Source organism: Streptomyces lancefieldiae (genome assembly GCF_031845825.1).
Lineage (GTDB): Bacteria > Actinomycetota > Actinomycetes > Streptomycetales > Streptomycetaceae > Streptomyces > Streptomyces lancefieldiae.
On sequence record NZ_JAVRFH010000020.1, the window covers coordinates 42589 to 65935 of the forward strand.

The following is a 23347-nucleotide window of genomic DNA, read 5'->3' on the forward strand; positions in this document are numbered from 1 at the left end:
TGACGCAGCGGTGCGTTGCAGGTGCAGAGCAAGCGTGTTGTACATGGATTCAATAACCTGCCTCAGTCTCGTCCCGTCGTTGAACCGGCGTCAAGTAAGGTGCGGGCATGGCCGCCGACCACAGCGGGCGCGCACGCCGCCGGCTCAGCACCGAGGAGCGTCGGGAGCAGTTGCTCTCGGTGGGAGCGCGACTGTTCTCGGAGAGCCCCTACGACGACGTGTGGATCGAGCGGGTCGCCGAGATCGCCGGAGTCTCCCGCGGCCTGCTGTACCACTACTTCCCGGGCAAGCGGGATTTCTTCGCGGCGGTCGTCGAGCGGGAGAGTGAGCGCATGCTGCGGATGACGGCGGCCGTGCCGGGGATCCCGGTCCGTGAGCAGCTCACCGCCGGCCTGGACGCGTACCTGGGGTACGTCCAGGCCCACGCGCACGGCTACCGCGCCTTCCACCGTGCCGACGCCACCGGCGACGAGGCCGTGCGGCGCGTCTACCGACAGGCGCTCGCCGCGCAGGAACGGCAGATCCTCGCGGCCCTGGCCGCCGACCCGGAGTTCGGCCCCGCCTTCGGGGAGCGGACCGACGTACGGCTGGCGGTGCGCGGCTGGCTGGCGTTCACCACCGCGGTGTGCCTGGAGTGGCTGCGGGATCCGGAGCCGGCCCGGGAGCAGGTGCGCGATCTGTGCGCACGGGCCCTGCTCGGCGCGATCACGCCGTCGTGAGCGCCCCCGTCGTACGCCGGAGGGCGTGTGCAAGGCGCTGAAGCGCTCCCCGGTACGGCGGAACGTCACGCACGGACCCCCCTCGTGGTTGGCGCTCACTCCGATCTCCGATAGCTTAGGCAAGCCTTACCTAATGAACTGATGACGGAGGTTGGGGATGGGTGACCACCACACCTGGACGGCCGCGCCCGCCGCGGCGGAGCAGGCCCGCTCCGTGCTCGCCACCGCATGGTCCTGCGCGGTGACCGCGGAGGGCGGCCGCGAGGAGTTCGTCGGCGCGCACACCGTGGCCGACGACGGCCGCGTACTCCTGCACGTGCCCGAGGACAGCGCCCTGCTCGCGGCGGCCATCTGCGCGCCGCGCGGAGAGCCGTCCGCCGTGCTCGAGTTCGCCGACGTCGCGCCGGTCCCGGTACGGGCCCGGATCAGGGCCCGGCTCTGGCTCGCCGGCTGGTGTTCCCCGCAGGACGGCCACCTGGCGTTCCGGCCCACGCGCGTGGTGCTCCGGCAGCCCTCCGGTGCCGTGGTGGTCGACGTCGACGAGTTCGCCGCCGCCGCACCCGACCCGCTGGCCACGGCCGAGGCCCGGCTGCTGACCCACCTCGCCGACTGCCACGGCGACGCGGTGGAGCGGCTCACCCGGCTCGTCGACGCGGACACCCTGCACGGCGCGGTCCGGGTGCGGCCGCTCGCCGTCGACCGGCACGGACTGACGCTGCGCGTCGAACGCGAGCGCGGCCACGGCGACGTACGACTGCCGTTCCACGCACCCGCCGACGACGTCGCGCGGCTCACCGAGCGTGTGCACGTGCTGCTGGCGCAGGCGGGCACGGCGTCGTGCCCGCGGGCCCTACAGCGGCAGCGCACAGACGGCGACGGGTGAGGCGAAGGGCCCTCCCGCCGAACGCAGTTCACCGCTGTCCCGCGCCACGTGGAACACGCTGACGGTGCCGGACCTCTGGTTCGCCGCGAACAGCAGCCCACCGCCCGGCGAGAAGGCGATCTGCCGCGGGAAGTCGCCGCCCACCGGCACCGTGTCCAGCAGCCGGAGCCGGGCGCCGTCCGCCTCCACGGCGTAGCGCGTCAGGCTGTTGTGCCCCCGGTTGGCGAGGAAGGCGTACGCACCGTCGGCCGTCACCAGGATCTGCGCCGGATGGTTGGTGCCGGACCCCGTGCCAGTGGACTGCGCCTCGCCGATGGTCAGGCGCCCGGTGTCCGGATCGTAGGCGCAGGCCGCCACGGTGTTGTCGACCTCGTTGGCGAGATAGGCGTGGCGCCCGCCGGGATGGAAGGTGAGGTGGCGCGGGCCGGCTCCCGGCCGGGTCCGCGCCCGCGCGACCTCGGTGAGCGTGCCCGCCCCCTCGTCCAGGCGATAGGTGTGAACGGTGTCCGTACCCAGGTCCACGGCGAGGACATGGCCTGCGTCCGGGCTGGTGACGATCTGGTGGGCGTGCGGACCCCGCTGCCCGGGACCGGGCGGGGGAGCGGAGTGCGTGACCAGGTCGGTGCGCTCCCCGAGCGCGCCCGAGGCGTCGATCGGATGCACGGCGACGCTGCCCGAACCGTAGTTGGCGCTGAGCAGCCAGCGCCCGCCCGGGTGCACGGACAGATGGCAGGGCCCCGCGCCGCCGGTGCCGCGGCTGCCCAGGACCGCGTGGTCGGACAGGCGGACGGCGGTCACCGCCCCTTCCTCGCGCTCGTTCACCGCGTACAGCGTGCGCCCGTCGGGGTGCGCCGCCAGATACGACGGATCGGCCACGCCGGTGACGGTGCCCCGGTCGGTGATCCGGCCCGTGCGGGGGTCGTACGCGGCGAGGCCGATGCCCTTGCCGCCGCCCTCGACCGAGGTGTAGGTGCCGAGGAGGAGCGGGCGCGGCCCGGGGGTCCCGCTTTCCCGGCCCGACGCTCCGGTGCTCGCGCCCGGTGCCTCGGGCGTCGCCGCCCGGCCGGGTGCCGACGGGTCGCCGCATGCCGTCGCCGCCGGGAACGCCGCCGCGGCGGCGGCCGTCCGTGCGAGGGTGCCGACGAACCGGCGCCTGCTCCAGCCGTCACCGCTCATGCCCGCGCCGCTCCCGTTCGTCGGTCGTCTCCTTCCGCCCGCCCCGCCCCGGCCGGACCGTGTCACCCGGCCACCTCTACCAGTCCCCGTCCTCCACCGGTGTGCCCGGAGCGTCCCCCAGCGGCTTCACCTGATGCGGTGCGGGCACCTGCCACGGCTCGTGGTCGTCCCCGACCCAGTCCCCGACCGGCTTGACGTCCTGGAGCGGCTCGGTGGGCGCGAGGTCGTGGGCGTCCTGGTCGTAGTAGTCGTACCAAGGCAGACCGGCCCGTGTGTACGCGGCGCGGTCCACGGGGGACGGCGGCGGTGCCTCGCCCGTGATGCGCCGCCACTGGGGAGGCGTCACCAGATGCACGAAGACCCGGCCCGCGGGTGGCTCGGCCCAGTCCGTCAGCGGCCGTTCGTCGCGGTACACCTCCTGCCGCAGGGAGCCTCCGACGCCGAGCCCCATCGCCGGCGCGGACCGGGCCCGGGCCGCGCCGGGGGACGCCGGAGCGGCACCCGGCGCGGGCGGGGCGGACATCGGCATCGCGGCGCCGAAGGCTCCACCGGAACGGGCCGCCGCGCGGCGCGCCGACTCCGCCCGGCGGCGCTCCTCCTCCCGCCACAGGGCCAGCTCCCGGTCGTTGAGCCGGAACGCCTGCAACTGCACGCCGCCCCAGACCTCCTCGCCGGTGACCTGGCCCTCGACGGTCGCCCCGAGGCCCAGCGGCACCGCCACGAACTGGCGGACCGTACCCGTCCCGGAGTTGATGCCGTCCAGCCAGGGCTGACGGGGGAGGACCACGTAGTTCTGGGGCTCGCGGGAGAGTCGGTCGCTCCACGGCCTGCCCGAGACCGCGCACACCTTGCCCACCCCGACCTGGAGCGCGGCGGGCTCCGCCGTGCCGGCGAAACTCAGCCACATGGCCTCACGCAGGTACACCGGCAGCATCACGCCGCCGCGTGCCCGCCACGCCTCGGGCACGGTGTCGGCGTGGTCGGCGACCCGACGGACCGGGAACTCACCGAGCCCGGGCGGCAGCGGATGGGTACCCGTCTCCGGCAGCCGCAGGGTGCGCACGAAACGGACCGCCGCACCGCCCGGCAGCCGCAGCGTGTTCCCGTCGATCCGCACGCTGGTGTCGGTCATCCGTACGCCCCCTCTCCCTGCGGCGGGTCCTCCCGCCTCATCACTTGGAACGCCGGCGGGCGGCGCCGCGGTTCCGGCCCAGGGACATCCACCCGCACAGCCGGTCCCGCAGCTCGGTCAGCCGCGGCATGCGCTCGCGCATCTCGCGCGTGTGGCGGTCGAGCTCCTCCAGGAGCCGGCGCGAACGGTGCTCGGTGTCCATCTCGTCGATGATGCGGTTGACCTCGGTCAGCACCGCGCCCTGCAGCTGCCACTGCCGCGCGTCGCGCTGGACCCCGTCCAGGAGCAGCTGGGCCAGCTTGTCCCGGGTGGACGCGGCCTGCCGCAGCTCGGCGGAGAGGCGTTCCTCCGCGGACTCGGCGTCCTCGCTGGCGCTGGTGGTGACCAGGACCGCGAAGCTCACCACGGCGTCGGCGATCTCGGACAGCAACTGCTCGATGGTGGCGCCCGTCTCCGGTGGGAACAAGGGCTCCGGCTCACGTTCCTTGGCGAGGTCGGTGAACGTGCGGGCGAGCACCCGCAGTACCACCGTGCAGATCTCCAGGGTGTCCAGACCGGTGCGCAGCACCACGCGGTGGAGCAGCCCCTCGCGCACGCGGGGATTGAGCCGCAGGCTGTCCTCGGCCTGCCGGAGGTCCTCGTCCACCTCGGCGATGTCGTGGTCGAGACGGCGGGCCTCGTGCAGCCTGGCCGCCGCCTCGAGGAACGGCGTGCTGCCCGCGGCCTCCTCACCCATGCGCAGCATCAGCTGCCGCAGCCGCCGGGCCAGCCCTTCGATCGACTCGCCCGCCTGCTCGACCCACACCGGCGGGGCCAGGACCAGGTTGAAGGCCAGCCCGACGATCGCCCCGATCAGCGTCTCCACCACCCGGGCCCACGCCAGGCTCCCGTGCGAGGTCACACCCAGCACCAGCATCGCGCTGATCGCCACCTCGGCCACGAACTCGTGCGCCCGCACCAGGTGCCCGACGCCCAGCGCCGCCACGATCACCAGGGCCAGGCTCCACCAGCTCAGCCCGACCAGCTTACTGAAGGCGATGGCGACCAGGACACCGGCCACCACGGCGTTCACCCGGCGGAAGCTCATCTTGAGTGTCGCGTACAGGGTCACCTGGACGACCAGCAGCGCGGTGAGGGGCGCGGTGAGCGGCGCCGCCGACTTGTCGGGAGTCAGCCGGACCGCGATGACATACGCGATCGAGGCCGCGGCGGCCGAGCGCAGTGCCTGCACCACCATGGGGTCCTTGAGCCACTTCACCCGCCGCACAGCCGAAGCCGCAGTCCTACGTACATCCCGCATCCTCGGGCTGTTCCCTTCGCCGGGCGCCTCGAACGTACCCGGACAGGACGGTAACCGTACGAAGGAGGCGGGGCGGTGCTCACGCGCCGTACGCCGCCGGACATCCGATCGTCAGGCGGCGACCTTGGCGAGGAAGGCGGACAGGTTGCCCAGGGTCCGGGCGACCTGCTCGTCCAGGGTCAGGCTCTCCTCGAAGCGGGCGCCGCCCTCCGGCACCTTCCTGCCCCGCAGATACAGGGGGCAGGCGAGGTCGGTGCACATGTACAGACCGACCGAGTTGCCCTCGCGGCCGGCCGGGCCCGCCTTGCGCGCGGTCATCAGCGACACCCCGCCCCGGGGGTGAGTGGTCAGACACAACGCGCACATGCTGCGCTGGAGGAAGCCACGCCGGCCCGGCTGGAAACGCAGGGCCACGCCGGTCGGGCGACCGTCCTGCGCGGTGACCAGATAGCTGCGGTCGGGCGCTCCCGGATCCCGCCAGCCCAGGAAGTCGAGGTCGTCCCAGGGGCGCTCGTCGAGGTCACGGGGGACGGCCAGCCGCTTGGCCTCGCCCTTCGAGCAGTTGATGAACGAGTCGCGGATGTCCCGCTCGGTGAGTGGTCTCATGGAAAGCCTCCCGCTGCGATGCCGATACGAACCTAGGGCTCCTAGGATTCTGCCTAGGGTAGATAGCCGCGGGCCGGGAAGGCCACTGGATTTCAGCGAGCGGCAGTTCACGGCATGAATGAGGAGAAGAGCGAAATCGCGGGCGGCACCTCCGCAGAGGTAGGTTGCAGGCCGGGCAGGGTTCGGGAGGAGTCACATGGCGGGGCGGAACGGGCGCACGGTGCGCGACCTCAGGAGGGCCAACCGTACGGCCGTGCTGCAGCGGCTCTACTTCGACGGACCGCTCAGCCGTTTCGAGCTGGGCCCGGCGACCGGGCTGAGCTCCGGCTCCGTCAGCAACGTCGTCGCCGACCTGGTCGCCGACGGCCTGGTCGAGGAGGCCGGCAGCGTCGACTCCGACGGCGGCAGGCCCCGCACCCTGCTGCGCGTGACGCCCGGCAGCGGCCACATGATCGGCGTGGACGTCGGCGAGACCCGGGTGCGCGTCGAGCTGTTCGACCTGACGCTCACCGAACTGGCCCGCGCCGAGCGCCCGCTGACCGGGCAGCGGTACGACGTCGAGGTGATCGTCGGCCACATCCGCGACGGCATCGCCGAGGTGCTGACCACGGCCGGCCTGGCACCCGAGCGGCTGCTCGGCGTCGGAATCGGTGTGCCGGGCATCGTCGAGCACACCCAGGACCGGGGCGCCGTCGTGCACGGCCAGACCATCGGCTGGGACGCGGTCCCGCTGGAGGCCCTGCTCCGCGCCGGCTCCCCGCTGCCCGGCACCGTCCCCTACCTCATCGACAACGGCGCCAAGACCCTCGGCCAGGCCGAGATGTGGTTCGGTGCCGGACGCGGTGCCCGCAACGCGGTCGTGGTCCTCTTCGGTTCCGGCGTCGGCGCGAGCCTCGTCACGCCCGAGGCCGAGCACGGCCGGGCGGTCGAGTGGGGGCACCTGACGGTCCGGGTCAGAGGGCGCCGCTGCCGCTGCGGGGCGCTCGGCTGCCTGGAGGCGTACGCCGGCGCCGAGTCGCTGCTGGCCCGCTGGCGGGAGGAAGGCGGCCGGGTGCCCTCCGGCACCGACGAGGAGACGGCACTGACCTCGATGCTCGCCGCCGCCTATCCGCCCGACGGCCAGGCGGCCGACCCGGTCGCGCTCGCCGTCCTGGAGGAGACCGCCGAGTACCTCGGCGCCGGCCTGTCCGACCTGATCAACCTCTTCCAGCCCGAGCGCATCCTCATCGGCGGCTGGGCGGGGCTCCGGCTGGGCAGCCGCTTCCTGCCCGCCGTACGCCGTCACGCGGTGTCGTACGCGCTGCGGCATCCCGCCGGGAAGGTGACGGTCGATCTGGGGCGGCTCGGCCCGGACGCGGTCACCGTCGGCGCCGCGATCCTGCCGCTGGCCGCCTTCTTCGCCCGCGGCGGCCGACGCCCGGAGCCGGCACCCGAGTACCCGGTCCCCGCCTGGCGCACGGCGATCGAGGAGCGCGCGCCGCGCTGAGGTTTCACCGGTCGCCCCGGAGGTACCCGATGTCGTTCACACGACCGGGAGGACCACAGAAAGGGAGGGCGCCGTGACCGATCACCGCCTCGAAGGACCGGGCGAGAACGGTGCGCCCGTTCCGCGGGACCTGCCGGACCAGCAGGCGGGGACCGGCGAGGACCCGTGGGACGCCGCTCCCGCCGGCGCGCCGCCCGAGACGCCGGACGGCGGGGGCTCCGAGGGCGCCGAAGGCGACGCGGACTCCGCCGCCGGCGACGAGGCCGAGGCGCCCCGGCCCGCGACCGGCTCCGGCTCCGACCACGGTTCCGACGACTCCGACGACTCCGACGTTCCCGACACGGACGAGGCGGGGACGGGCCGTAGGGGCGCACCGCATTCCGGCGCCGTCCACCCCGAGCACCCCGTGCCCGACGAGTCCTCCGGCTGACCCGTCACCGTCGGCGCCTCCGCACGCCGGGCACCGCGGGGGCGGTACGGGCACCGCAACCCGTACCGCCCCCGGGACTTCTCAGCCGACCTTGCGCCCCCGCAGAGGCTCCGTGGCCGCCCCCGCGCCCTGCTGGAGGCCCAGCAGGAACTCCTCCAGCACCTCCGTCGCCGTGTGCACCGGGCGCCAGCCCAGCTCGGCGCGTGCCCGCGTGCAGTCCATGAGCGGCAGCCGCAGCACCGCGTCGAACAGGTGGGGGGAGGCGGGCAGCAGATGCAGCCTCCACGCGGCGGCGATCGCCGAGCGGGCCGCGGTGCGGGGCAGGCGTACCGGACGCGCGCCGAACATCTCGCCCAGCAGCCCGGCGTCGACCGGCGGCTCGGCCGCGAGGTTGAAGGGGCCCCGGGCGTCCTCGGAGCGCGCCGCCAGCCGGTAGGCGCCCGCCGCGTCGTCGGTGTGCAACACCTGCACCCGCAGCCCGGGAATGTCCGGCAGGAAGGGCAGGAGCTCCGGACGCGCCGCCGGACCCGGCAGGAACTTGCCGCCGAAGATCCGGCGCTGCTCACTGGCCGACTCCCGCTTGAAGAGGAAGGCCGGCCGCATCCGCACCACCCGGATCCCCGGATGGTCGCGCTCGAAGATGTCCAGCGCACGTTCCAGATAGGCCTTCTCCCGGCAGTACGCGGCGTCCGGCCAGCCGTGCGTCGGCCACGACTCGTCCACCGCGTGGTCCTTCGGCCCCGGCGAGTACGCGCCGACCGAGGAGGCGTGCACCAGCGCCGGCACCCCGGCCGCGGCCACCGCCTCGAAGACCCGGATGGAGCCGAGCACGTTCGTGCGCCAGGTCGTCGCCGGGTCGTGCGTGGGCTGGAACGCCCAGGCCAGATGCACCACGGCGTCGGCGCCGGCGAAGTGCCCGGTCAGGTCCGCCCGCTCCGAGGCCAGGTCCACCGCGGCCCACTCCGCCTTGGCAGGCGACCACTCGGGGATCCGCCGGGCCAGCCCCAGCACGGACCCGACCTCCGGGTCCTCCGTGAGGAGCCGCACCACGCTGGTGCCCACGTTGCCCGTGGCACCCGTGACCACGATCCTGCTGCCTGTTCCGCTGCTCACCCTGCGCTCCTCTCGGCCGCCTGCCCGTGCAGTCCGTGCGGAGGTCACCGGGTACCCCACCTCGCCGGAGGCATGAGGACGGACGGGGCACGGAGGCAAAGAAGAGCCCCGATCGTGACGGGGGAATCACGATCGGGGCGGTATGAGGCGGATACGGACGGCGGTCGCCTCTCGGCGAAAGGCTCCACAGGGCTTCAGCCGAACGATCGTCCCTGTGGGCAATAGGTGAGGCCCGGGGACACTGTCCCGTCCGTACCCACGCTGTGTTCAACGGGAACGGCCCTCCACGTGTTCCGCAGCCTGTCATGTTCTGGGGTGATCCACATCACTGTGTCCGAGGCTCGCGGACGACGTCGGCCCACAGGTTCTCGGCCTGCAGCAGCAGTGTGCCGAGGACCGCGGTCCGCGCGGGCCCCTGCTGTTGCCGAAGCCCCTCCTGCAACCGCCGGTGCAGCTCCTCCATCGTCGCCTCCGTCGCCTCGGTCGTCGCCTCCTCCGGAGGGTTCCCGACGGCCTCGCCCAGCAGCCGGCCGGCCTCCCCGTGGCATGCGTCGCCGATCAGCTGCAGCAGGCGGGCGTACAGGTCGAGCACCCGACCCTCGGGCGGGGCGGGCGTCCGGTGCTCGTCGGCCGCCACCGCCAGCGTCCGGGTCAGCGCCGTGATGTTCCCGGTGACGTGGCTCCACCGCCGGTCCTCGTCCTCGGACGGGACGGTGGCGGGCGCGCGGTGCAGCTTGCGCAGCGGCCCGGAGGTCAGGCGCAGGCTCTCCCGGCTCCAGGACCGGGCCGAGTACAGCGCGTCCAGCCGCCGCTGCAGCCGCGCCGACTCGTCCGACCAGCCGGCCGCGCTCTGCGCGTCCCACTCGGGATCCCGCAGGCCGGCGGCGACGGAGTGCAGGACATCGCCCGACTCCCGGGCCAGTGCCGCGAGGTTCTCGCGTACGTCCCTCAGGTGGATCGGCGGCAGCACGAGGGCGTTGACCGCCACCCCGATGACCGCGCCGAGCGCCGCCTGTCCCACCCGGTGCCCGACCGCGGAGGCCGAGACCGCGGTGCCGGAGACCAGGACGAACACCGCGGTGGTGGCCGCGTAGATGCCCTGCTGGCCGAAGCGGGACCAGTTGGCGACCAGCATCAGCAGCGGCAGGGACAGCGCCAGCGCCCCCGTGTTGTCGTCCGTGATCGCCTGTGCGGCCGACGCCACGAGGGCCCCGGCACAGATCGCCGAGAACTGCTGCGCGGCCTGCCGCACCGAGCTGTAGACCGTGGCCTGGACGAGGACGAGCGCCACCCAGGGCGCCATCAGTGCCATCGGGTCGTCCAGCCAGACGCCTGCCACGGCCCAGGCGAGCAGTGCCGCGCCCGCCGCCTTCAGCGACTGCACGACCAGGTCGCGTTCCCGTCCGGGTCCCCGCCAGGCGGCCCGGACGGCCCGCCCGACGGCACCCGCCTCCCACCGCACCGCGGCCACCGGCCGTCGCCCCCGGAACAGCTCCCTGACGGTACTCGTCACAGCGGTCATGCGGGGCCGGGTATCCAGGTGATCGGCTGACGCATGAGGACGTGAGCCACGACACGACGCACGTCACGACGGCCCGTGCGACTCATGCGAACGGGCTCTGCTTCAGGGAGGCCAGCAGGTCGGCCGGGTCGGCGTAGACCGCGTCCGCGCCCGCCTCCTCCAGGTCGGCGCGGGGCAGGCCGCCGCAGAGCACGGCCACGCAGCGCACCCCGGCCCTGCTGCCCGCGCGCATGTCCCAGACGGTGTCGCCGACGAAGACCGCCCGCTCGGCCGGCACCCCGGCCAGTTCCAGGGCGTGCTCGACCGGGTCGGGCGCCGGCTTGCCCGCGTCGACGTCGTCGGCGCTCGCGGTGGCGTCGATCGCGTCGTCCGCGTCGATCGCGCGCCGCAGCGCGCCCAGCTCCGGGCCGCCCGCCGAGGTGGCGAGGACCACCTTCCAGCCCTCGCCGGCCAGGCGGCGCAGCAGGTTCCCGGCGTCCGGCAGCGCGGGCAGCCGGTCGAAGTACTGTCCGTACAGCGCCTTGTGGGCGGCGCTCAGCTCCGCGTCCTGGTCCTGGTCCCGGTCCTCGCCCAGCAGCTGCCCGATGAGGTCGCCGGAGGCGAGACCCACGGCCCGGTGCACGGCGTGCATGGGCACCCGGTGGCCCGCCTGCCGGAACGCCTCCCACCACGTGACCACGTGCAGGTGATTGGTGTCGACGAGAGTCCCGTCGACGTCGAACACGGCCGCCCGTTCCATGCACCGTCCCCTTCCTTGTCTTCCTTGTCTTCCTTGTCTTCCACGGTTTCTTCGGTTTCTTCGGCTCCCTCGGCTTTCGGCTGGTCACGGGTACCACGTCAGCGCCCCGCCACTCCGGACGGCGTACGCCCCTGCCTGGTCCAGCCCAGCAGTGCGTCCAGTGACCACGTGGTGACCACCCGCTCCGCGGGCACCCCGCACTCCTCGGCCCGGGCGCACCCGTGGATCTGCCAGTCCAGTTGGCCGGGCGCGTGCGCGTCGGTGTCGATCGAGAACAGCACGCCCGCCTCCACCGCCCGGCGCAGCAGCCGCCGCGGCGGGTCGAGCCGCTCCGGCCGGCTGTTGATCTCCACGGCCGTGCCGGACTCCGCGCAGGCGGCGAACACCGCGTCCGCGTCGAACTCCGACTCCGGCCGCCCCCGCCCGGTCAGCAGCCGCCCGGTGCAGTGCCCGAGGACGTCCGCGTGCGGATCGCCAACGGCGGCCACCATGCGGCGGGTCATCGAGCGGGCGTCCATCCGCAGCTTGGAGTGCACCGACACCACCACGACGTCCAGGCGCTCCAGCAGCTCCGGTTCCTGGTCCAGCGAGCCGTCCTCCAGGATGTCGCACTCGATGCCGGTCAGCAGCCGGAACGGCGCCCAGGTCTCGTTGAGCTCCGCCACCACGTCCAGCTGCTCGCGCAGCCGCGCGGGGGAGAGGCCGCGCGCCACCGTCAGCCGCGGCGAGTGGTCCGTCAGCGCCGCCCACTGGTGCCCGAGCGCCGCCGCGGCCCGGCCCATCTCCTCGATGGGGCTGCCGCCGTCCGACCAGTCGGAGTGCAGATGGCAGTCGCCGCGCAGACGCGCCCGCAAGTTCTCACCGCCGAGCGCGAGCGGGGTGTCCGCCTCGCCCTCCAGCTTCTCCAGGTAACCGGGCACCTGGCCGGCCATCGCCTCGCGCGCCGCCTGCGCCGTCTTCGGCCCGACGCCCTTCAGCGACTCCAGCGACCCGGCCGCCCCGGCCCGCTCGCGCAGCTCGTCGGCGGTCAGCCCACCGAGTACCCGGGCGGCGGTGCGGAAGGCACGGACGCGGTACGTCGGCGCCTGCGACCGCTCCAGCAGGAAGGCGATCCGCTCCAGCGCCTCGACGGGGTCCATCGCCACCTCCTCCCTCGGGCCTCGGCACCTCCAGGGTTGCCCAGCGCCCCGCGGACCGCACGACGGGCCGAGCGGTTTGCCCCCGGCCCACCCGGGTACTGCGATGCCCCGGCACCGATGCCCCGGCGCGGACGCCGCAGCGCGGGCGCCCCGGCGCAGGTGCTCGCTCCGTCACCCGGCTCCGCGCCCACGAGGAGGCCCGTCATGCCCAGCCCCGCCCCGTCCGACGCCAAGGTGGCCGTGATCACCGGCTCCGACTCCGGCATCGGCCGCGCCACCGCCGTACGCCTCGCCGAGGCGGGGATGGACGTCGGCATCACCTGGCACACCGACGAGCAGGGCGCCGAGCGGACCGCCGAGGAGGTCCGTGCCCTGGGGCGCCGGGCCGAGACCGCCCGGGTGGACCTGACCCGGCTGCCCGAGGCCGCGGAGACGGTGGACGGGCTCTGCGAACGGCTCGGCCGGATCGACGTCCTGGTCAACAACGCCGGTACGGGCACCGCCACGCCCTTCCTCGACCTGGGCCTCGACGACCTGCGGCACGTCCTGGACGTCGACCTGGCCGGCCCGTTCCTGTGCGGGCAGAAGGCGGCCCGGCGCATGATCCACCAGGGGGCCGGCGGCCGGATCGTCAACGTGACCTCGGTGCACGAGCACCAGCCGCGGGTGGGCGCCGCCCCGTACTGCGCGGCCAAGGGCGGGCTCGGCCTGCTCACGCAGGTCATGGCGATCGAGCTCGCGGAGCACGGCATCACCGTCAACGCGGTCGCCCCCGGGGAGATCGCCACGCCCATGACCGGCCAGGAGGACACCGACCCGCACACCGAGCGCCGCCCCGGTGTGCCCCTCGGGCGGCCCGGCGACGCCCGCGAGGTCGCCGCCGTGATCGCCTTCCTCGCCGGGCCCGACGCCTCGTACGTCACCGGCGCGTCCTGGAGCGTGGACGGCGGCATGCTCCGGATGGGCCCGATGGCCGGGTCCCACCTGACGGGCGACGACTGGCGGCGCCCCTGAGGCGGCGCGCCCCCCTGAGACGGAGCCCCTGAGACGGAGCCCCTGAGACGGAGCCCCTGAGACGGAGCCCCCTGAGCCGGCGTGCCCCGAGGCGGGCGAGCCGCTCCGCGGCCCGCTCGCCCGGCGGCTACCGCGGGTTGCGGCCTACCCTCGGTTGCATGACCGAAATCGCGACCCCGCACATCGGCAGTCCGCGGATCCTCGTGCTCCGGGTGCAACCGGGCACGCCGCCGTTCCGGATCGTGGAGATCGACGGCCAGGTGGTCGGTGAGGCCAAGGCCGTCACCGACGTACTGGAGGCCGCCGCGGCCTTCGGCATCACGGTCCACGACCTGGACGACCCGGACGTGGTCCGCTGGGTGGGCGGGGACAAGTTCACCTGGACGCTGCACTGAGGCCTGTCGGACAGGCCCCGGGCCCCGTCCAGGACCTCAGCCGACCGTCCACTTCTGGTTGGCGCCGCCCGTGCAGGTCCAGATCTGCAACCGGGTGCCGTTGGCCGAGGCGTTGCCGGTGACGTCGAGGCACTTGTCGGCCTGCGGGTTGACGATGTCGTTCGCCGCGGTGACCACCCAGCGCTGGGCGCCGCTGCCGTTGCAGTCCCAGAGCTGGACGGCCGTGCCGTCCGCCGTGCCACCGCCGTTGACGTCGAGGCACTTGCCGAGCGCCCGGATCGTGCCGTCGGAGCCCACCGTCCACCGCTGCGCCGCGGTGCCGTTGCAGTCGTAGAGCTGCACGGGGGTGCCGTTGGCGGTGTTCGCCGCGGCGACGTCCACGCACTTGCCCGCGAGGCCCCGGATCGCGCCGCCGGTCCCCGAGTCGCTCGTCGTCACCGACACGTGGTCGACCACCAGCGTCTGCGGGAAGACCGTGGAGCCGTCCGGGTCGCCGGGCCAGTATCCGCCGACCGCCAGGTTCAGGATCAGGAAGTACGGCCGGTTGAACACCCACTGCTTCCCGCCCAGGTCGGCCGGGGTGCGCCGCTGGTAGACGTTGCCGTCCACCGACCAGGTGATCGAGTCGGGCGCCCAGTCGACGGCGAAGGTGTGGAAGGCGTCCGCGAAGGCCTGGCCGCCCGGCAGGGTGTAGCCGGCTCCGATGCCGCCAGAGCCGGAGTAGCCGGGGCCGTGGAGGGTGCCGTGCACGGTGGAGGGCTCGAATCCGACGTTCTCCATGATGTCGATCTCGCCGGAGTCCGGCCAGTTGACCGGTGTGCCCAGCATCCAGAACGCGGGCCACATGCCCTGCCCGCGCGGCACCTTCATCCGGGCCTCGACGTGTCCGTACTGCGCCGTGAACTTCCCGGAGGTGTTGAGCCGGGCGGACGTGTACTGGCAGGTGCCGTACCAGCACTGGTAGTTGGCCGGGTTCTCCTTGCGGGCGGTGATGACCAGGTGCCCCTGGCCGTCCAGGGCCGCGTTCCTGTTGCCGGAGGTGTAGTACTGCCGTTCGTGGTTGTTGACGTTGTCGCCGGTCTCGATCTGCCACTTCGAGGAGTCGACGGCCGCACCGGCAGGTCCGTCGAAGGTGTCGGAGAACGTCACGGCGGCGGCCGAGGCGTCGGCGGCGCCGACGGTCCGGGGTTCCGCCTGGGCGGGACCGGTCACGAGGGACGCGGCCAGTCCCGCGGACAGGGCGGCGGCGAGGAGACATCTGCGGAGCAGGCGTGGACGGGCCACGGCTCTCCCTTCCGTACGGCGTCCCGGGGGACGGGAGCGCCGACCGAGTGGGGGTAAGGGTGTCACCTCTTGATTCAAGTAGTGAGGTAAGGGCCGGTCAATACCCTGGTACGGACCACCTTGGTACGGAGGTACGGACCGCGTTCCCTTCCCTTGCTTCCCTCACGTACGGGCCGAGCGCCTGTGCACCGCCCGGCTCATCCGCCGGCCCAGGAGCAGGTAACCGACCAGCGCGCCCGTGGTGTTGAGAATGACGTCGTCGATGTCGAAGGCCCGCCCGGTGACCAGCGCCCCCTGGGCGGACTCCACCAGCAGCATCACGACGGCCGTCAGCAGCAGCACCCGCAGCAGCCCGCGCGTGCGCGGGGCGACGACGGGGACCAGCACGCCGAAGGGGACGCCCAGCAGGAGGTTGCCGCCGATCTGCCTGACGGCGTCCCGCAGCGCGGGCTGGTCCAGGTAGGCCTTCAGCGAGCGTCCGGGCCGCAGGTTGGTGTGGGTGAGCGCCTCCGAGGCGGGGGAGGGGTGCAGGGTCAGCCGCGCCAGCACCACCGCGAACGCCACCATGAAGACGAACGCGCACACCATCGCCGACAGCCGCAACAGCAGGGCGAGCGGGCGCCGTTCGTGCCGGTCGGCGTCCTCCGCCCCGGCGGCGCGGGGGCGGGACGGGAAACGCGACCCTGAGGCGGCACGAGCCATTTCGGTCCTCCAGTCGTCAACGTCCCCGCGTGGTAGGGCGGTTACCCGCCGAACCGCCGAGGATGCCGGGCCGCCGTACGCGGAACCGGCCGCACCCGCCCCCCGGTTTCGCCCCGCCCGGCCGGGGCACTCCGGCCGGGAAGCCACCGCGCGCCGTCGTCCGCCACCCTCCGCGCGGTGCTTGGATGACGGCGAAGACGGGACGAACATCGACAAGAGCAGCGTACTGGTCATACCGGGCCGCGAGGCGGCCGGTACGGGCCGTGGAGGTGGCGTGTGAAGGGCCGTAGGACACTCCTCGCCGTGGCCGAGGTGGCCGCCTGGTGGGTCCCGACCGCCGCGCTGTGGCTGGTCCTCGTCAGCACCGTCGACACCCTGGAACTCGCGGTGGGCGCCGGCGCCTCGGCCGTGGCGGCGCTCGTGGCCCGGGGCGCACGGCGGGCGGTGTCCGGGCGGTGAACGGCTGGATCCTCGCCGCCGCCGTCGTCCTCACCGCCGGGGTCGGAGCCACCCTGTGGGGGGTGGCCACCGGGCCCCTGCGCCGCCGCGCCGCCGCGCAGAACCTCTCCACCGCCCTGGCCTGCCCGGTCCTCCTGCTGCTGGCCCAGGGCTACGACCGCCCCGCCTACGTCGACCTCGCCCTGGTCCTCGCCCTCCTCGGCCCCGTCGGCACGCTCGTCTTCGCCCGGATGCTCGCCGACGAACTGGCCGACGACCCGCCGCACGCCCGGGGACCGACCTGGTCGGCCGCCGCCCTCGGCGCCGCGGTGGTGGTCGCCGTGTGCGTGGCCACCGGGCCGGGCAGGGCCCTTGTCAAGCTGCTGGTGATCGGCGCGCTGCTGGTCGGCGGCAACCTCGTCGCCTCCCGGGCGCTCGCGGGCGGGATGCGGGAGGCACGCCGTGGCTGAGGCCGTGATCGTCGTCGCGCTGCTGCTCGTCGCCGCGTCCGCCACGGTCGCGGTGGCGGTCCGCGACCCCGTGCGCCAGTCCCTCGTCCTGGCCGTCCTCGGCGTCGTCCTCGCCGTGCTGTTCACCGTGCTGCAGGCGCCCGACGTCGGCCTGTCCCAACTCGCGGTGGGCTCCGCCCTGACCCCCCTGCTGCTGCTCCTGACGGTCCGCAAGGTGAAGCGCCGCGGCCGGCGGCGGAAGGAGAGCGAGTCGTGACCCCCCGCCTGCGGCTGTGGCTGGTGGTCACGGGCGGCGCGGGCCTCGCCGTCCTCCTCGTCGCCGCCTGCCTGCGCCTGCCCGACTTCGGCGGCGACCGGCACCCGTACGGCGACCGGGCCGTCGTGGCGTCCCTGGCCCGGCACACCGCCAACACCGTGGCCTCCGTCAACTTCGACCAGCGGGCCTTCGACACCCTCGGCGAGATGACCATCCTGTTCGCGGCCGTACTCGGCTGCATGGTCCTGCTGCGGCAGACCCGCGACGAGCACCGGGCCCGCCCCGAACCCGAAGCCGTCGCCCTCCCCGTGCGCCGCTACGCCCTGCTCGTCCTGCCCGTCGCCCTGCTGAGCGGCCTGTACGTCGTCGCGCACGGCCAGGTCAGCCCCGGCGGCGGCTTCCAGGGCGGAGTCGTCGCCGCCACGGCCCTGCACCTGCTGTACCTGGGCGCCGACTACCGTGCCCTCGAACGCGTCCGGCCGGTCGCCCCCTACGAGGTGGGCGACGCGCTCGCCGCCTCCGCCTACCTCGTCACCGGCCTCGCCGCCCTGATCGGCGGTTCCGCCTTCCTCGCCAACACGCTGCTGCCGTACGGCACGTTCAACACGCTCTCCTCCGCCGGCACCGTTCCCCTGCTGAACGCCGCGATCGGCATGGAGGTGGCCTGCGCCGTCGTCGTCCTGCTCGCCGGGTTCCTGGACCAGGCCGTGGAGATCGAGGACGAGGGCGAGAGCGGTGACCGCCTCGACGACCCCGAGGAGCCCGGGAAGTGAGAGCGCCGTGACCGACCTGCTGCACGTACTGCCCTACCTGGTCGCCGCCTGGATCTTCCTGGCCGGCTGCTACGGTCTCGCCACCAGCCGCAACCTCATCCACGCCGTCGGCTGTCTGTCCGTGTGCCAGGCCGCCACCTACGTCCTCCTGCTGGCCGTCGGCTACCGCGACGGCGCCACCGCGCCGGTGTTCTCCGACATCGAGCCCGGCTCGCGGCCGGTGGTCGACCCCGTCGTCCAGGCCCTCGCCCTCACCGACGTCGTCGTCGGCGCCACCGTCACGGCCCTCCTGCTGGCCCTGGTCGTGCAGGTCGCCAAGCGGCACGGCACGGTCGACCCCGACGAACTGAGCGAGCTGCGCGGCTGATGCACCACCTGTTGCCCCTCCTCGTCGCCGTTCCGCTGCTCGGTGCCGCGCTGCTCGCCGCCGGGGGCCGGGTGGTGCCCCGCTTCGTCGCGGAGAGCGTGGCCTGCGCCGTCTCGGCCGGTACCGCGGCGCTGGCGGTCGTCCTGCTGACGCACTCCTCCGAGCCGCTGACCGAGTGGGTGGGCGGCTGGGAGCCCGTGGACGGCCACAGCGTCGGCATCGTGCTGATCGGCGACGGCCCGGGTCTCGGCATGGCCGCGCTGGTGTCCGTGCTGACACTCGCCGCCCTGGCGTACTCCTGGCGCTCCTTCGACGCGCCGCCGCACGGGCACGCCGGGGCGTTCCCGGCGCTCGTGCTGGTCTTCCAGGCGGGCATGAGCGGCTTCGCGATCGCCGGCGACCTCTTCAACGCCTTCGTGTGGTTCGAGCTGATGAGCGTCGTCGCGTACGCCCTGACCGGTCATCGGGTCGAGGAGGCCAGAGCCGTGCAGGGCGCGCTGACCTTCGCCGTGGTCAACTCGCTGGGCGCGTACACCCTGCTCATGGGCATCGCCCTGCTCTACGCCCGCACCGGTGAACTCGCCATGGCGGAGATCGGACGCGCCCTGGACACCCACGGCCCGCCCGACGCGCTGATCCTGGCCGGCTTCGTCCTCGTCCTGACCGGGCTGCTGGTCAAGGCGGCGGCCGTGCCCTTCCACTTCTGGCTGCCGGACGCGCACGCGGTCGCCCCGACCCCGGTGTGCATGCTGCTGTCCGGAGTCATGGTCGAGCTCGGCGTCTTCGGCGTCTGGCGCGTCCACGACACCGTGTTCTCCGGCCCCGGCGGACTGCCCGCCACCGACGTGGAGCGGGCCTTGACGGTGCTCGGCGCGCTGACGGCGGCGATCGGCGCGGCGATGTGCTGGTACCAGCGGCACATCAAGCGGCTGCTGGCGTACTCGACGATCGCGCACACCGGCCTGTTCCTGCTCGGGGTCGGCACCCTCACGCCCGAGGGCGACGACGGGATCGCGCTCTACCTCGTCGGGCACGCCGGGGTCAAGGCCGCGCTGTTCGCCTGCGCGGGCATCCTCCTCGACCGGTACGGCAGCGTCGACGAACACGTCCTGTACGGCCGGGCCCGCCCGCTGCGCGGCGTCGCCGTGATGGTCGCCGTCGGCGCGCTGGGCCTCGCGGGGCTGCCGCCGTTCGGCACGGCGCTCGGCAAGTCCGTCGCGGAGGAGGCGGTGGGCGGCCCGCTCACCGTGCTCTACGTGCTGGCGAGCGCGGTGACCGCCGCAGCGGTGCTGAGGGTCGCGGCACGGGTGTTCCTGGGCCTCGGCCCCAGACCGCGCGACGGCGACGGGGAGGGCGCCCCCGACGCCTACGAGACGACCGGTTCCGGGGAGGAGCCCGAGACCCGCCAGCGGCTCGGCCGCGTGCCCGACACCATGACGGCGGTACCCGCCCTCCTGCTCGCCGGGGCGCTCGCCGCCGGTGCCGTCCCCGGCTTCGGCGACGCGGTGGCCCACGCGACGAGCGGGGCCACCACCGCCGGGCTGGTCCGCACCTCCGTGCACTGGACATGGCACGGCGTCGGTCTGGGGCTGCTGTCCACCCTCCTGGCCGTGGGACTGGCCGCCGTGGCCGTCACCCGCCCGGGGCTGCTCACCGCCCCCGGGTGGGCGCTGCCGCTACGGCGGCTGCAGTCCGGTCACGTCGGGGACTACGTGGCGTGGCTGCTGGTGGGCACCACCGTGCTGGGGGTGCTGGCCCTCCCGGCCCTCCTGCCCGGGTGAGCGGCGACGCCCCGCCCGTCCGGGCCCCACGGCCGCTCAGCCCCCGTGGACCACGCGCACCTCCTCGCAACCGAGGGAGCGCGGCAGCCCGCCGACAACAACCACACGGACAAGCCGCGGCGAGTCGGTCAGCGCCCTGTTCGGCGCTCCGCCGGCCGGGTGACGCCGAGCGCCTCCTGAAGGGTGGACCGCGGGGGCAGCAGCCGTGCCAGGCCGGTCATCCGCAGCATGCGCAACGTCAGCGGGTGGGTGCACACCAGGTGCACCTGCCCGCCCCGGTCGAGTGCCTGGCGCCGGGCGCGGTACAGCAGCCGCAGTCCGGAGCAGTCGAAGAACTCGATCCCGCTCAGGTCGATCACGACCCGGGCCCGGGGACGCCCCGTCTCGCGGTCCAGGTGCGGGGCGATCTCCGCCGCCGACGCGATGTCGATCTCGCCCCGTAACTCCAGCACCGTGTGACCGCGGTGGCGGTGGACCCGCAGATGCCGGGTGGGCGACGCCGGTTCCTGCCGCACCACGACTGCCTCCAGCCTGCGGGTGGGGGCCTGGGGGGACCTCAGGGTCCCAACAGGCCTACTTACTCTGCAAGTTACCCTCGATGGAACGAATTTGAGCATGCTCGACTGACATATGTCACCGGTTTCTCACACCCTGATCGATCAGTCGACCACCAGAACGAGTTTCCCCGTGGTGCGGCCGGTCTCGCCGAGCGCGTGCGCCTCGGCCGCGTCGGCCAGCGGGAACGTCTGCGCGATCGTGGCCTCCAGTGCGCCCGACCCGACCAGGCCGGCGATCTCCCGCATGCCGCTCTGATCGGCGTCGACGAGCATCCGCACCGCCCGCACGCCGAGCCGCTCCGCCTCCTCGTAGAACTCGCCCGACCCCACCGGCAGGATGGACACCACCACCCCGCCCGGGCGCAGCACGCGCAGCGAACGCAGGGACGTGTCGCCGCCGATCGTGTCCAGGACCACGTCGACGTCCTTCACCACTTCGGCGAAGTCCGTCTCCCGGTAGTCCACCGCCTCGTCCGCCCCGAGGGAGCGCAGGAACTCGTGCTTGCCCGCGCTGGCGGTGCCGATCACGTACGCGCCCCGGGCCTTGGCGATCTGCACCGCCACATGGCCGACGCCGCCGGCCGCCGCGTGGATCAGCACCCGCTGCCCCGGCTGGACGTCCGCCCGCTCCACGAGGGCCTGCCACGCCGTCAGCGAGACCAGGGGGAGGGCCCCCGCCTGGACGTGGTCGATCCCGGCGGGCTTGTGCGTGAAGGCGCGGGCCGGGGCCGTGACGTACTCCGCGTGGGAACCGTGCCCGAACGGGTAGGACAGCATGCCGAAGACCTCGTCACCCGGCCGGAACGCGGCGACGCCGATCCCCACCGCCTCCACCACGCCCGAGACGTCCCAGCCCAGTACGAACGGCGGCGCTCCGAGGAAGCCGCCGTTCTCCCGGTGCTTCCAGTCGGTCGGGTTCACTCCGGCGGCACGCACCCGCACCAGCACCTCGTTCGGGCGCGGCTTTGGGCGTTCCAGCCGTACTTCCTTCAGGACCTCGGGACCGCCGAGGGTGTCCTGGCTGATGGCTCGCATGGTCTCCACATCGCTCATGGTCACCCAGCCTGCCCCGCGCCGCCCGTCCAGGAAATGGCACGAATGCCAATCTCCGATAAGATCGTGCCATGCGACAGGCGAAAGATCCGGCGGGGAACGGGCCGACGGGCACGGCGAGGCGTCCGGAACGGGTCGTGGTGCTGGCCCTCGACGGGGTCTACCCCTTCGAGCTGGGCATCCCCAGCCGCATCCTCGGCGCCGCCGACGGCCGGTACGAGGTGATGACCTGCACCGTCGACGGACGCCCGGTGCGCACCGAATCGGACTTCACCGTCACCCCGGAGCACGGACCGGAGATCCTGGCCACGGCCGACACGGTCGTCATCGCCGCCGTCGCCCCCTCCCGGGTCACCGCGGAACCGTCCCCCGAGGTCACCGCCGCCCTCGCGCTCGTCCGTCCCGACGCCCGCATCGTCTCCATCTGCACCGGTGCCTTCGTGCTGGCCGCCGCCGGGCTTCTCGACGGCCGCCGGGCGACCACCCACTGGCAACTCGCCGACGTGTTCCGGCAGATGTTCCCGCACGTCCCCCTGGACCCGGACGTGCTCTTCGTCGCCGACGGCCGCATCCTCACCTCGGCGGGCGCCGCCTCCGGCGTCGACGTCTGCCTCCACCTCGTCCGCGAGGACCACGGCACGGAACTGGCCAACAAGGTCGCCCGTCGCTGCGTGGTGCCGCCCTTCCGCGACGGAGGCCAGGCCCAGTACATCGAGCAGCCCGTGCCCGAGCAGGGCGCCACGAGCACGGCCGCGACCCGGGCGTGGGTCCTGGACCACCTCGGCGAGGCCCTGACCCTGGCCGACCTCGCCGCGCACGCCCGCATGAGCCTGCGCACCTTCGCCCGCCGCTTCCACGACGAGGTGGGCCTGAGCCCGGGCCGCTGGCTCATCCAGCAGCGCGTCGCCCGGGCCCGGTACCTGCTGGAGTCCACCGACCTGCCGGTCGACCACATCGCGGGCCGGGTCGGCTTCGCCACGGGCGCGTCACTCCGTCAGCACCTGCACACGTCGATCGGTGTCTCACCCCAGGCCTACCGTCGTACGTTCCAGTCGACGCGCTGAGCGGGCGCGGCCCGCCGGCCGACTGAATCCGCCGGGCCGGGATATCAGCAAGGGGAGGGCGGCGCGGCACGACGGCCCCGCGGCCCGGAATCCTTCGGAGGAGACATGGCACTGGTCAACGCGGGCGTCGTGGTGCTCGACTGCGCCGAGCCCGAGAAGCTCGCCGAGTTCTACAAGGGGCTGCTGGGCGCGGAGGAGACCGACGTGTCCGCCAACCGGATCGAGATCCTGGGGCCCGACGGCTTCCGCATGGCGTTCCGACGGGACGTCAACGCGACCCCGCCGAGCTGGCCCCGCCCCGAGAACTCCCTCCAGGTCCACCTGGACCTCGTGGCCGAGGACCTGGACGAGGCCGAGCGCGGGATCGTGGGTCTGGGCGGTCGCCCGGTGGAGGCGAAGGACCCGGCGGGCCCGCACGAGGAGCGCGGTTTCTCCGACCCGGCGGGCCACTCCTTCACCCTCCGCCGCAGCGCCGCCCCGACGGCACCCAAACAGGGCTAGGGCCTGTCCGACCCTTCCCGCCTGCCTCGCCCTCCGGGCGGACGCCGGGAATGGTCGGACAGGTCCCCGCGGCTGCCGGATGCCGTCGGCGACCGGGGAGGTCCGGGCCGCGGTCCGGTCAGTCCCGGCCGGCCCTGTCGCCGGTCGGCCAGACACCGGTCGAGCGCTGGATGGCCTTCGCGCCGGTCCGGTCCACGGCACTGCGCACCGCGGCGAAGATGGCGCCCTGGATCGCGGCCGCCAGCAGGATCTCTCCCCAACGGCGGTCCGGGTCCAGCGCGTCGGGCGCGTCGTCCTCGTGACGGAGCAGCTTCCAGGTCTTCTGGAAGGCCATTCCGGCGAGCGTGCCGCCCACCCACCCCAGCGCGAAGCCGATGGGCTTGTAGGCGAGGGGGAGCTTCTGCTTCTTCTTCCTTGCCACGTGGATCTCCTTGGGTTCGGTGGGTG

Annotated in this window: 27 protein-coding genes; 14 read left to right on the plus strand and 13 right to left on the minus strand. The window is 73.8% G+C overall.

Features of this window, described 5'->3' with window-relative positions; genetic code table 11:
• Positions 1-107: 107 nt before the first annotated feature.
• Positions 108-719: a TetR/AcrR family transcriptional regulator gene (locus RM812_RS20410; RefSeq protein ID WP_311574484.1), complete on the plus strand. Its 612-nt coding sequence runs from the start codon at positions 108-110 to the stop codon at positions 717-719.
• 157 nt (positions 720-876) lie between these two features.
• The gene (locus RM812_RS20415) at positions 877-1602 is read left to right on the plus strand and encodes a DUF2470 domain-containing protein (RefSeq protein WP_311574486.1); all 726 of its coding nucleotides are present in this window, start codon (positions 877-879) and stop codon (positions 1600-1602) included.
• On the opposite strand, the gene RM812_RS20420 is transcribed toward RM812_RS20415, so the two are convergent.
• The 4 genes from RM812_RS20420 to RM812_RS20435 form a co-directional block, all read right to left on the minus strand.
• The gene (locus RM812_RS20420; protein WP_311574488.1) at positions 1570-2778 is read right to left on the minus strand and encodes a lactonase family protein; all 1209 of its coding nucleotides are present in this window, start codon (positions 2776-2778) and stop codon (positions 1570-1572) included. The genes RM812_RS20415 and RM812_RS20420 overlap by 33 nt on opposite strands.
• A 76-nt stretch (positions 2779-2854) precedes the next feature.
• A complete protein-coding gene (locus tag RM812_RS20425) occupies positions 2855-3910 on the minus strand; it encodes a hypothetical protein (protein WP_311574490.1) in 1056 nt (351 codons plus the stop codon).
• A gap of 40 nt (positions 3911-3950) precedes the next feature.
• Positions 3951-5210: an FUSC family protein gene (locus RM812_RS20430; RefSeq protein WP_311574492.1), complete on the minus strand. Its 1260-nt coding sequence runs from the start codon at positions 5208-5210 to the stop codon at positions 3951-3953.
• Positions 5211-5321: 111 nt separating this feature from the next.
• Positions 5322-5816 carry an FBP domain-containing protein gene (locus tag RM812_RS20435; protein WP_311574494.1) on the minus strand — a complete coding sequence of 165 codons (495 nt, stop codon included), beginning with the start codon at positions 5814-5816 and terminating at the stop codon, positions 5322-5324.
• Between the two features lie 196 nt (positions 5817-6012).
• Between RM812_RS20435 and RM812_RS20440 the strand changes: the two genes are divergently transcribed.
• Positions 6013-7302: an ROK family transcriptional regulator gene (locus RM812_RS20440; RefSeq protein WP_311574496.1), complete on the plus strand. Its 1290-nt coding sequence runs from the start codon at positions 6013-6015 to the stop codon at positions 7300-7302.
• A 73-nt stretch (positions 7303-7375) separates the two neighbouring features.
• On the plus strand, positions 7376-7732 hold the full coding sequence (locus RM812_RS20445) for a hypothetical protein (RefSeq protein WP_311574498.1): 357 nt from the start codon (positions 7376-7378) through the stop codon (positions 7730-7732).
• Positions 7733-7813: 81 nt separating this feature from the next.
• Here the strand turns inward: RM812_RS20445 and RM812_RS20450 are convergent, their stop codons facing one another.
• The 4 genes from RM812_RS20450 to RM812_RS20465 all read right to left on the minus strand — a co-directional run bounded on the left by RM812_RS20450 (position 7814) and on the right by RM812_RS20465 (position 12245).
• Positions 7814-8845, minus strand: coding sequence for an SDR family oxidoreductase (locus RM812_RS20450; RefSeq protein WP_311574500.1), 1032 nt, complete (start codon positions 8843-8845; stop codon positions 7814-7816).
• 325 nt (positions 8846-9170) lie between these two features.
• The gene (locus RM812_RS20455; protein WP_311574502.1) at positions 9171-10367 is read right to left on the minus strand and encodes an FUSC family protein; all 1197 of its coding nucleotides are present in this window, start codon (positions 10365-10367) and stop codon (positions 9171-9173) included.
• 82 nt (positions 10368-10449) lie between these two features.
• Complete coding sequence (locus RM812_RS20460) at positions 10450-11106, minus strand: HAD family hydrolase (RefSeq protein WP_311574503.1); 657 nt, start codon at positions 11104-11106, stop codon at positions 10450-10452.
• 98 nt (positions 11107-11204) lie between these two features.
• A complete protein-coding gene (locus tag RM812_RS20465) occupies positions 11205-12245 on the minus strand; it encodes a PHP domain-containing protein (RefSeq protein ID WP_311574505.1) in 1041 nt (346 codons plus the stop codon).
• A 204-nt stretch (positions 12246-12449) separates the two neighbouring features.
• On the opposite strand from RM812_RS20465, the gene RM812_RS20470 reads away from it, so the two are divergent.
• Complete coding sequence (locus RM812_RS20470; protein ID WP_311574507.1) at positions 12450-13259, plus strand: SDR family oxidoreductase; 810 nt, start codon at positions 12450-12452, stop codon at positions 13257-13259.
• A gap of 158 nt (positions 13260-13417) precedes the next feature.
• Positions 13418-13654, plus strand: coding sequence for a hypothetical protein (locus RM812_RS20475; RefSeq protein WP_311574508.1), 237 nt, complete (start codon positions 13418-13420; stop codon positions 13652-13654).
• A gap of 36 nt (positions 13655-13690) precedes the next feature.
• Here the strand turns inward: RM812_RS20475 and RM812_RS20480 are convergent, their stop codons facing one another.
• A complete protein-coding gene (locus tag RM812_RS20480; protein WP_311574510.1) occupies positions 13691-14938 on the minus strand; it encodes a ricin-type beta-trefoil lectin domain protein in 1248 nt (415 codons plus the stop codon).
• Positions 14939-15100: 162 nt separating this feature from the next.
• The gene (locus tag RM812_RS20485) at positions 15101-15640 is read right to left on the minus strand and encodes a VanZ family protein (RefSeq protein ID WP_311574512.1); all 540 of its coding nucleotides are present in this window, start codon (positions 15638-15640) and stop codon (positions 15101-15103) included.
• A 276-nt stretch (positions 15641-15916) separates the two neighbouring features.
• Here RM812_RS20485 and RM812_RS20490 point away from each other — a divergent pair, with 276 nt between their 5' ends.
• The 6 genes from RM812_RS20490 to RM812_RS20515 are packed head-to-tail and all read left to right on the plus strand — an operon-like array spanning position 15917 to position 19725.
• Entirely contained in the window at positions 15917-16099 is a 183-nt protein-coding gene (locus RM812_RS20490) for a hypothetical protein (protein WP_311574514.1), read from the plus strand.
• A complete protein-coding gene (locus RM812_RS20495; RefSeq protein WP_311574516.1) occupies positions 16096-16548 on the plus strand; it encodes a monovalent cation/H+ antiporter complex subunit F in 453 nt (150 codons plus the stop codon). Before RM812_RS20490 ends, RM812_RS20495 begins: the two co-directional genes overlap by 4 nt.
• Positions 16541-16804: a hydrogenase subunit MbhD domain-containing protein gene (locus tag RM812_RS20500; RefSeq protein ID WP_311574518.1), complete on the plus strand. Its 264-nt coding sequence runs from the start codon at positions 16541-16543 to the stop codon at positions 16802-16804. The genes RM812_RS20495 and RM812_RS20500 overlap by 8 nt, the downstream gene beginning before the upstream one ends.
• Positions 16801-17577: a hydrogen gas-evolving membrane-bound hydrogenase subunit E gene (gene mbhE / locus RM812_RS20505; RefSeq protein ID WP_311574520.1), complete on the plus strand. Its 777-nt coding sequence runs from the start codon at positions 16801-16803 to the stop codon at positions 17575-17577. The genes RM812_RS20500 and mbhE overlap by 4 nt, the downstream gene beginning before the upstream one ends.
• Before the next feature lie 19 nt (positions 17578-17596).
• The gene (locus tag RM812_RS20510) at positions 17597-17944 is read left to right on the plus strand and encodes a sodium:proton antiporter (RefSeq protein WP_394816492.1); all 348 of its coding nucleotides are present in this window, start codon (positions 17597-17599) and stop codon (positions 17942-17944) included.
• A complete protein-coding gene (locus RM812_RS20515) occupies positions 17944-19725 on the plus strand; it encodes a complex I subunit 5 family protein (RefSeq protein ID WP_311574522.1) in 1782 nt (593 codons plus the stop codon). Before RM812_RS20510 ends, RM812_RS20515 begins: the two co-directional genes overlap by 1 nt.
• Positions 19726-19853: 128 nt before the next feature.
• Here the strand turns inward: RM812_RS20515 and RM812_RS20520 are convergent, their stop codons facing one another.
• Together RM812_RS20520 and RM812_RS20525 are read right to left on the minus strand one after the other, a co-directional pair.
• Positions 19854-20240, minus strand: coding sequence for an anti-sigma factor antagonist (locus RM812_RS20520; protein ID WP_311574659.1), 387 nt, complete (start codon positions 20238-20240; stop codon positions 19854-19856).
• Positions 20241-20384: 144 nt separating this feature from the next.
• Positions 20385-21335, minus strand: coding sequence for an NADP-dependent oxidoreductase (locus tag RM812_RS20525; protein ID WP_311574524.1), 951 nt, complete (start codon positions 21333-21335; stop codon positions 20385-20387).
• 71 nt (positions 21336-21406) lie between these two features.
• Between RM812_RS20525 and RM812_RS20530 the strand changes: the two genes are divergently transcribed.
• Positions 21407-22399, plus strand: coding sequence for a GlxA family transcriptional regulator (locus RM812_RS20530; protein WP_311574526.1), 993 nt, complete (start codon positions 21407-21409; stop codon positions 22397-22399).
• 105 nt (positions 22400-22504) lie between these two features.
• Positions 22505-22900: a VOC family protein gene (locus RM812_RS20535; RefSeq protein WP_311574528.1), complete on the plus strand. Its 396-nt coding sequence runs from the start codon at positions 22505-22507 to the stop codon at positions 22898-22900.
• A 118-nt stretch (positions 22901-23018) separates the two neighbouring features.
• On the opposite strand, the gene RM812_RS20540 is transcribed toward RM812_RS20535, so the two are convergent.
• Positions 23019-23321 carry a DUF4235 domain-containing protein gene (locus RM812_RS20540; RefSeq protein ID WP_311574530.1) on the minus strand — a complete coding sequence of 101 codons (303 nt, stop codon included), beginning with the start codon at positions 23319-23321 and terminating at the stop codon, positions 23019-23021.
• Positions 23322-23347 lie beyond the last annotated feature (26 nt).

What these genes read in the sequence shown, in the direction of transcription:
- RM812_RS20470 (WP_311574507.1), top strand. Translation starts at nt 12,450, where the DNA reads ATGCCCAGCCCCGCCCCGTCCGACGCCAAGGTGGCCGTGATCACCGGC.
- RM812_RS20525 (WP_311574524.1), bottom strand. Translation starts at nt 21,335, where the DNA reads ATGAGCGATGTGGAGACCATGCGAGCCATCAGCCAGGACACCCTCGGC.
- RM812_RS20515 (WP_311574522.1), top strand. Translation starts at nt 17,944, where the DNA reads ATGCACCACCTGTTGCCCCTCCTCGTCGCCGTTCCGCTGCTCGGTGCC.
- RM812_RS20530 (WP_311574526.1), top strand. Translation starts at nt 21,407, where the DNA reads ATGCGACAGGCGAAAGATCCGGCGGGGAACGGGCCGACGGGCACGGCG.
- RM812_RS20455 (WP_311574502.1), bottom strand. Translation starts at nt 10,367, where the DNA reads ATGACCGCTGTGACGAGTACCGTCAGGGAGCTGTTCCGGGGGCGACGG.
- RM812_RS20425 (WP_311574490.1), bottom strand. Translation starts at nt 3,910, where the DNA reads ATGACCGACACCAGCGTGCGGATCGACGGGAACACGCTGCGGCTGCCG.
- RM812_RS20475 (WP_311574508.1), top strand. Translation starts at nt 13,418, where the DNA reads ATGACCGAAATCGCGACCCCGCACATCGGCAGTCCGCGGATCCTCGTG.
- RM812_RS20440 (WP_311574496.1), top strand. Translation starts at nt 6,013, where the DNA reads ATGGCGGGGCGGAACGGGCGCACGGTGCGCGACCTCAGGAGGGCCAAC.
- RM812_RS20485 (WP_311574512.1), bottom strand. Translation starts at nt 15,640, where the DNA reads ATGGCTCGTGCCGCCTCAGGGTCGCGTTTCCCGTCCCGCCCCCGCGCC.
- RM812_RS20415 (WP_311574486.1), top strand. Translation starts at nt 877, where the DNA reads ATGGGTGACCACCACACCTGGACGGCCGCGCCCGCCGCGGCGGAGCAG.
- RM812_RS20435 (WP_311574494.1), bottom strand. Translation starts at nt 5,816, where the DNA reads ATGAGACCACTCACCGAGCGGGACATCCGCGACTCGTTCATCAACTGC.
- RM812_RS20535 (WP_311574528.1), top strand. Translation starts at nt 22,505, where the DNA reads ATGGCACTGGTCAACGCGGGCGTCGTGGTGCTCGACTGCGCCGAGCCC.
- RM812_RS20465 (WP_311574505.1), bottom strand. Translation starts at nt 12,245, where the DNA reads ATGGACCCCGTCGAGGCGCTGGAGCGGATCGCCTTCCTGCTGGAGCGG.
- RM812_RS20430 (WP_311574492.1), bottom strand. Translation starts at nt 5,210, where the DNA reads ATGCGGGATGTACGTAGGACTGCGGCTTCGGCTGTGCGGCGGGTGAAG.
- RM812_RS20460 (WP_311574503.1), bottom strand. Translation starts at nt 11,106, where the DNA reads ATGGAACGGGCGGCCGTGTTCGACGTCGACGGGACTCTCGTCGACACC.
- RM812_RS20420 (WP_311574488.1), bottom strand. Translation starts at nt 2,778, where the DNA reads ATGAGCGGTGACGGCTGGAGCAGGCGCCGGTTCGTCGGCACCCTCGCA.
- RM812_RS20410 (WP_311574484.1), top strand. Translation starts at nt 108, where the DNA reads ATGGCCGCCGACCACAGCGGGCGCGCACGCCGCCGGCTCAGCACCGAG.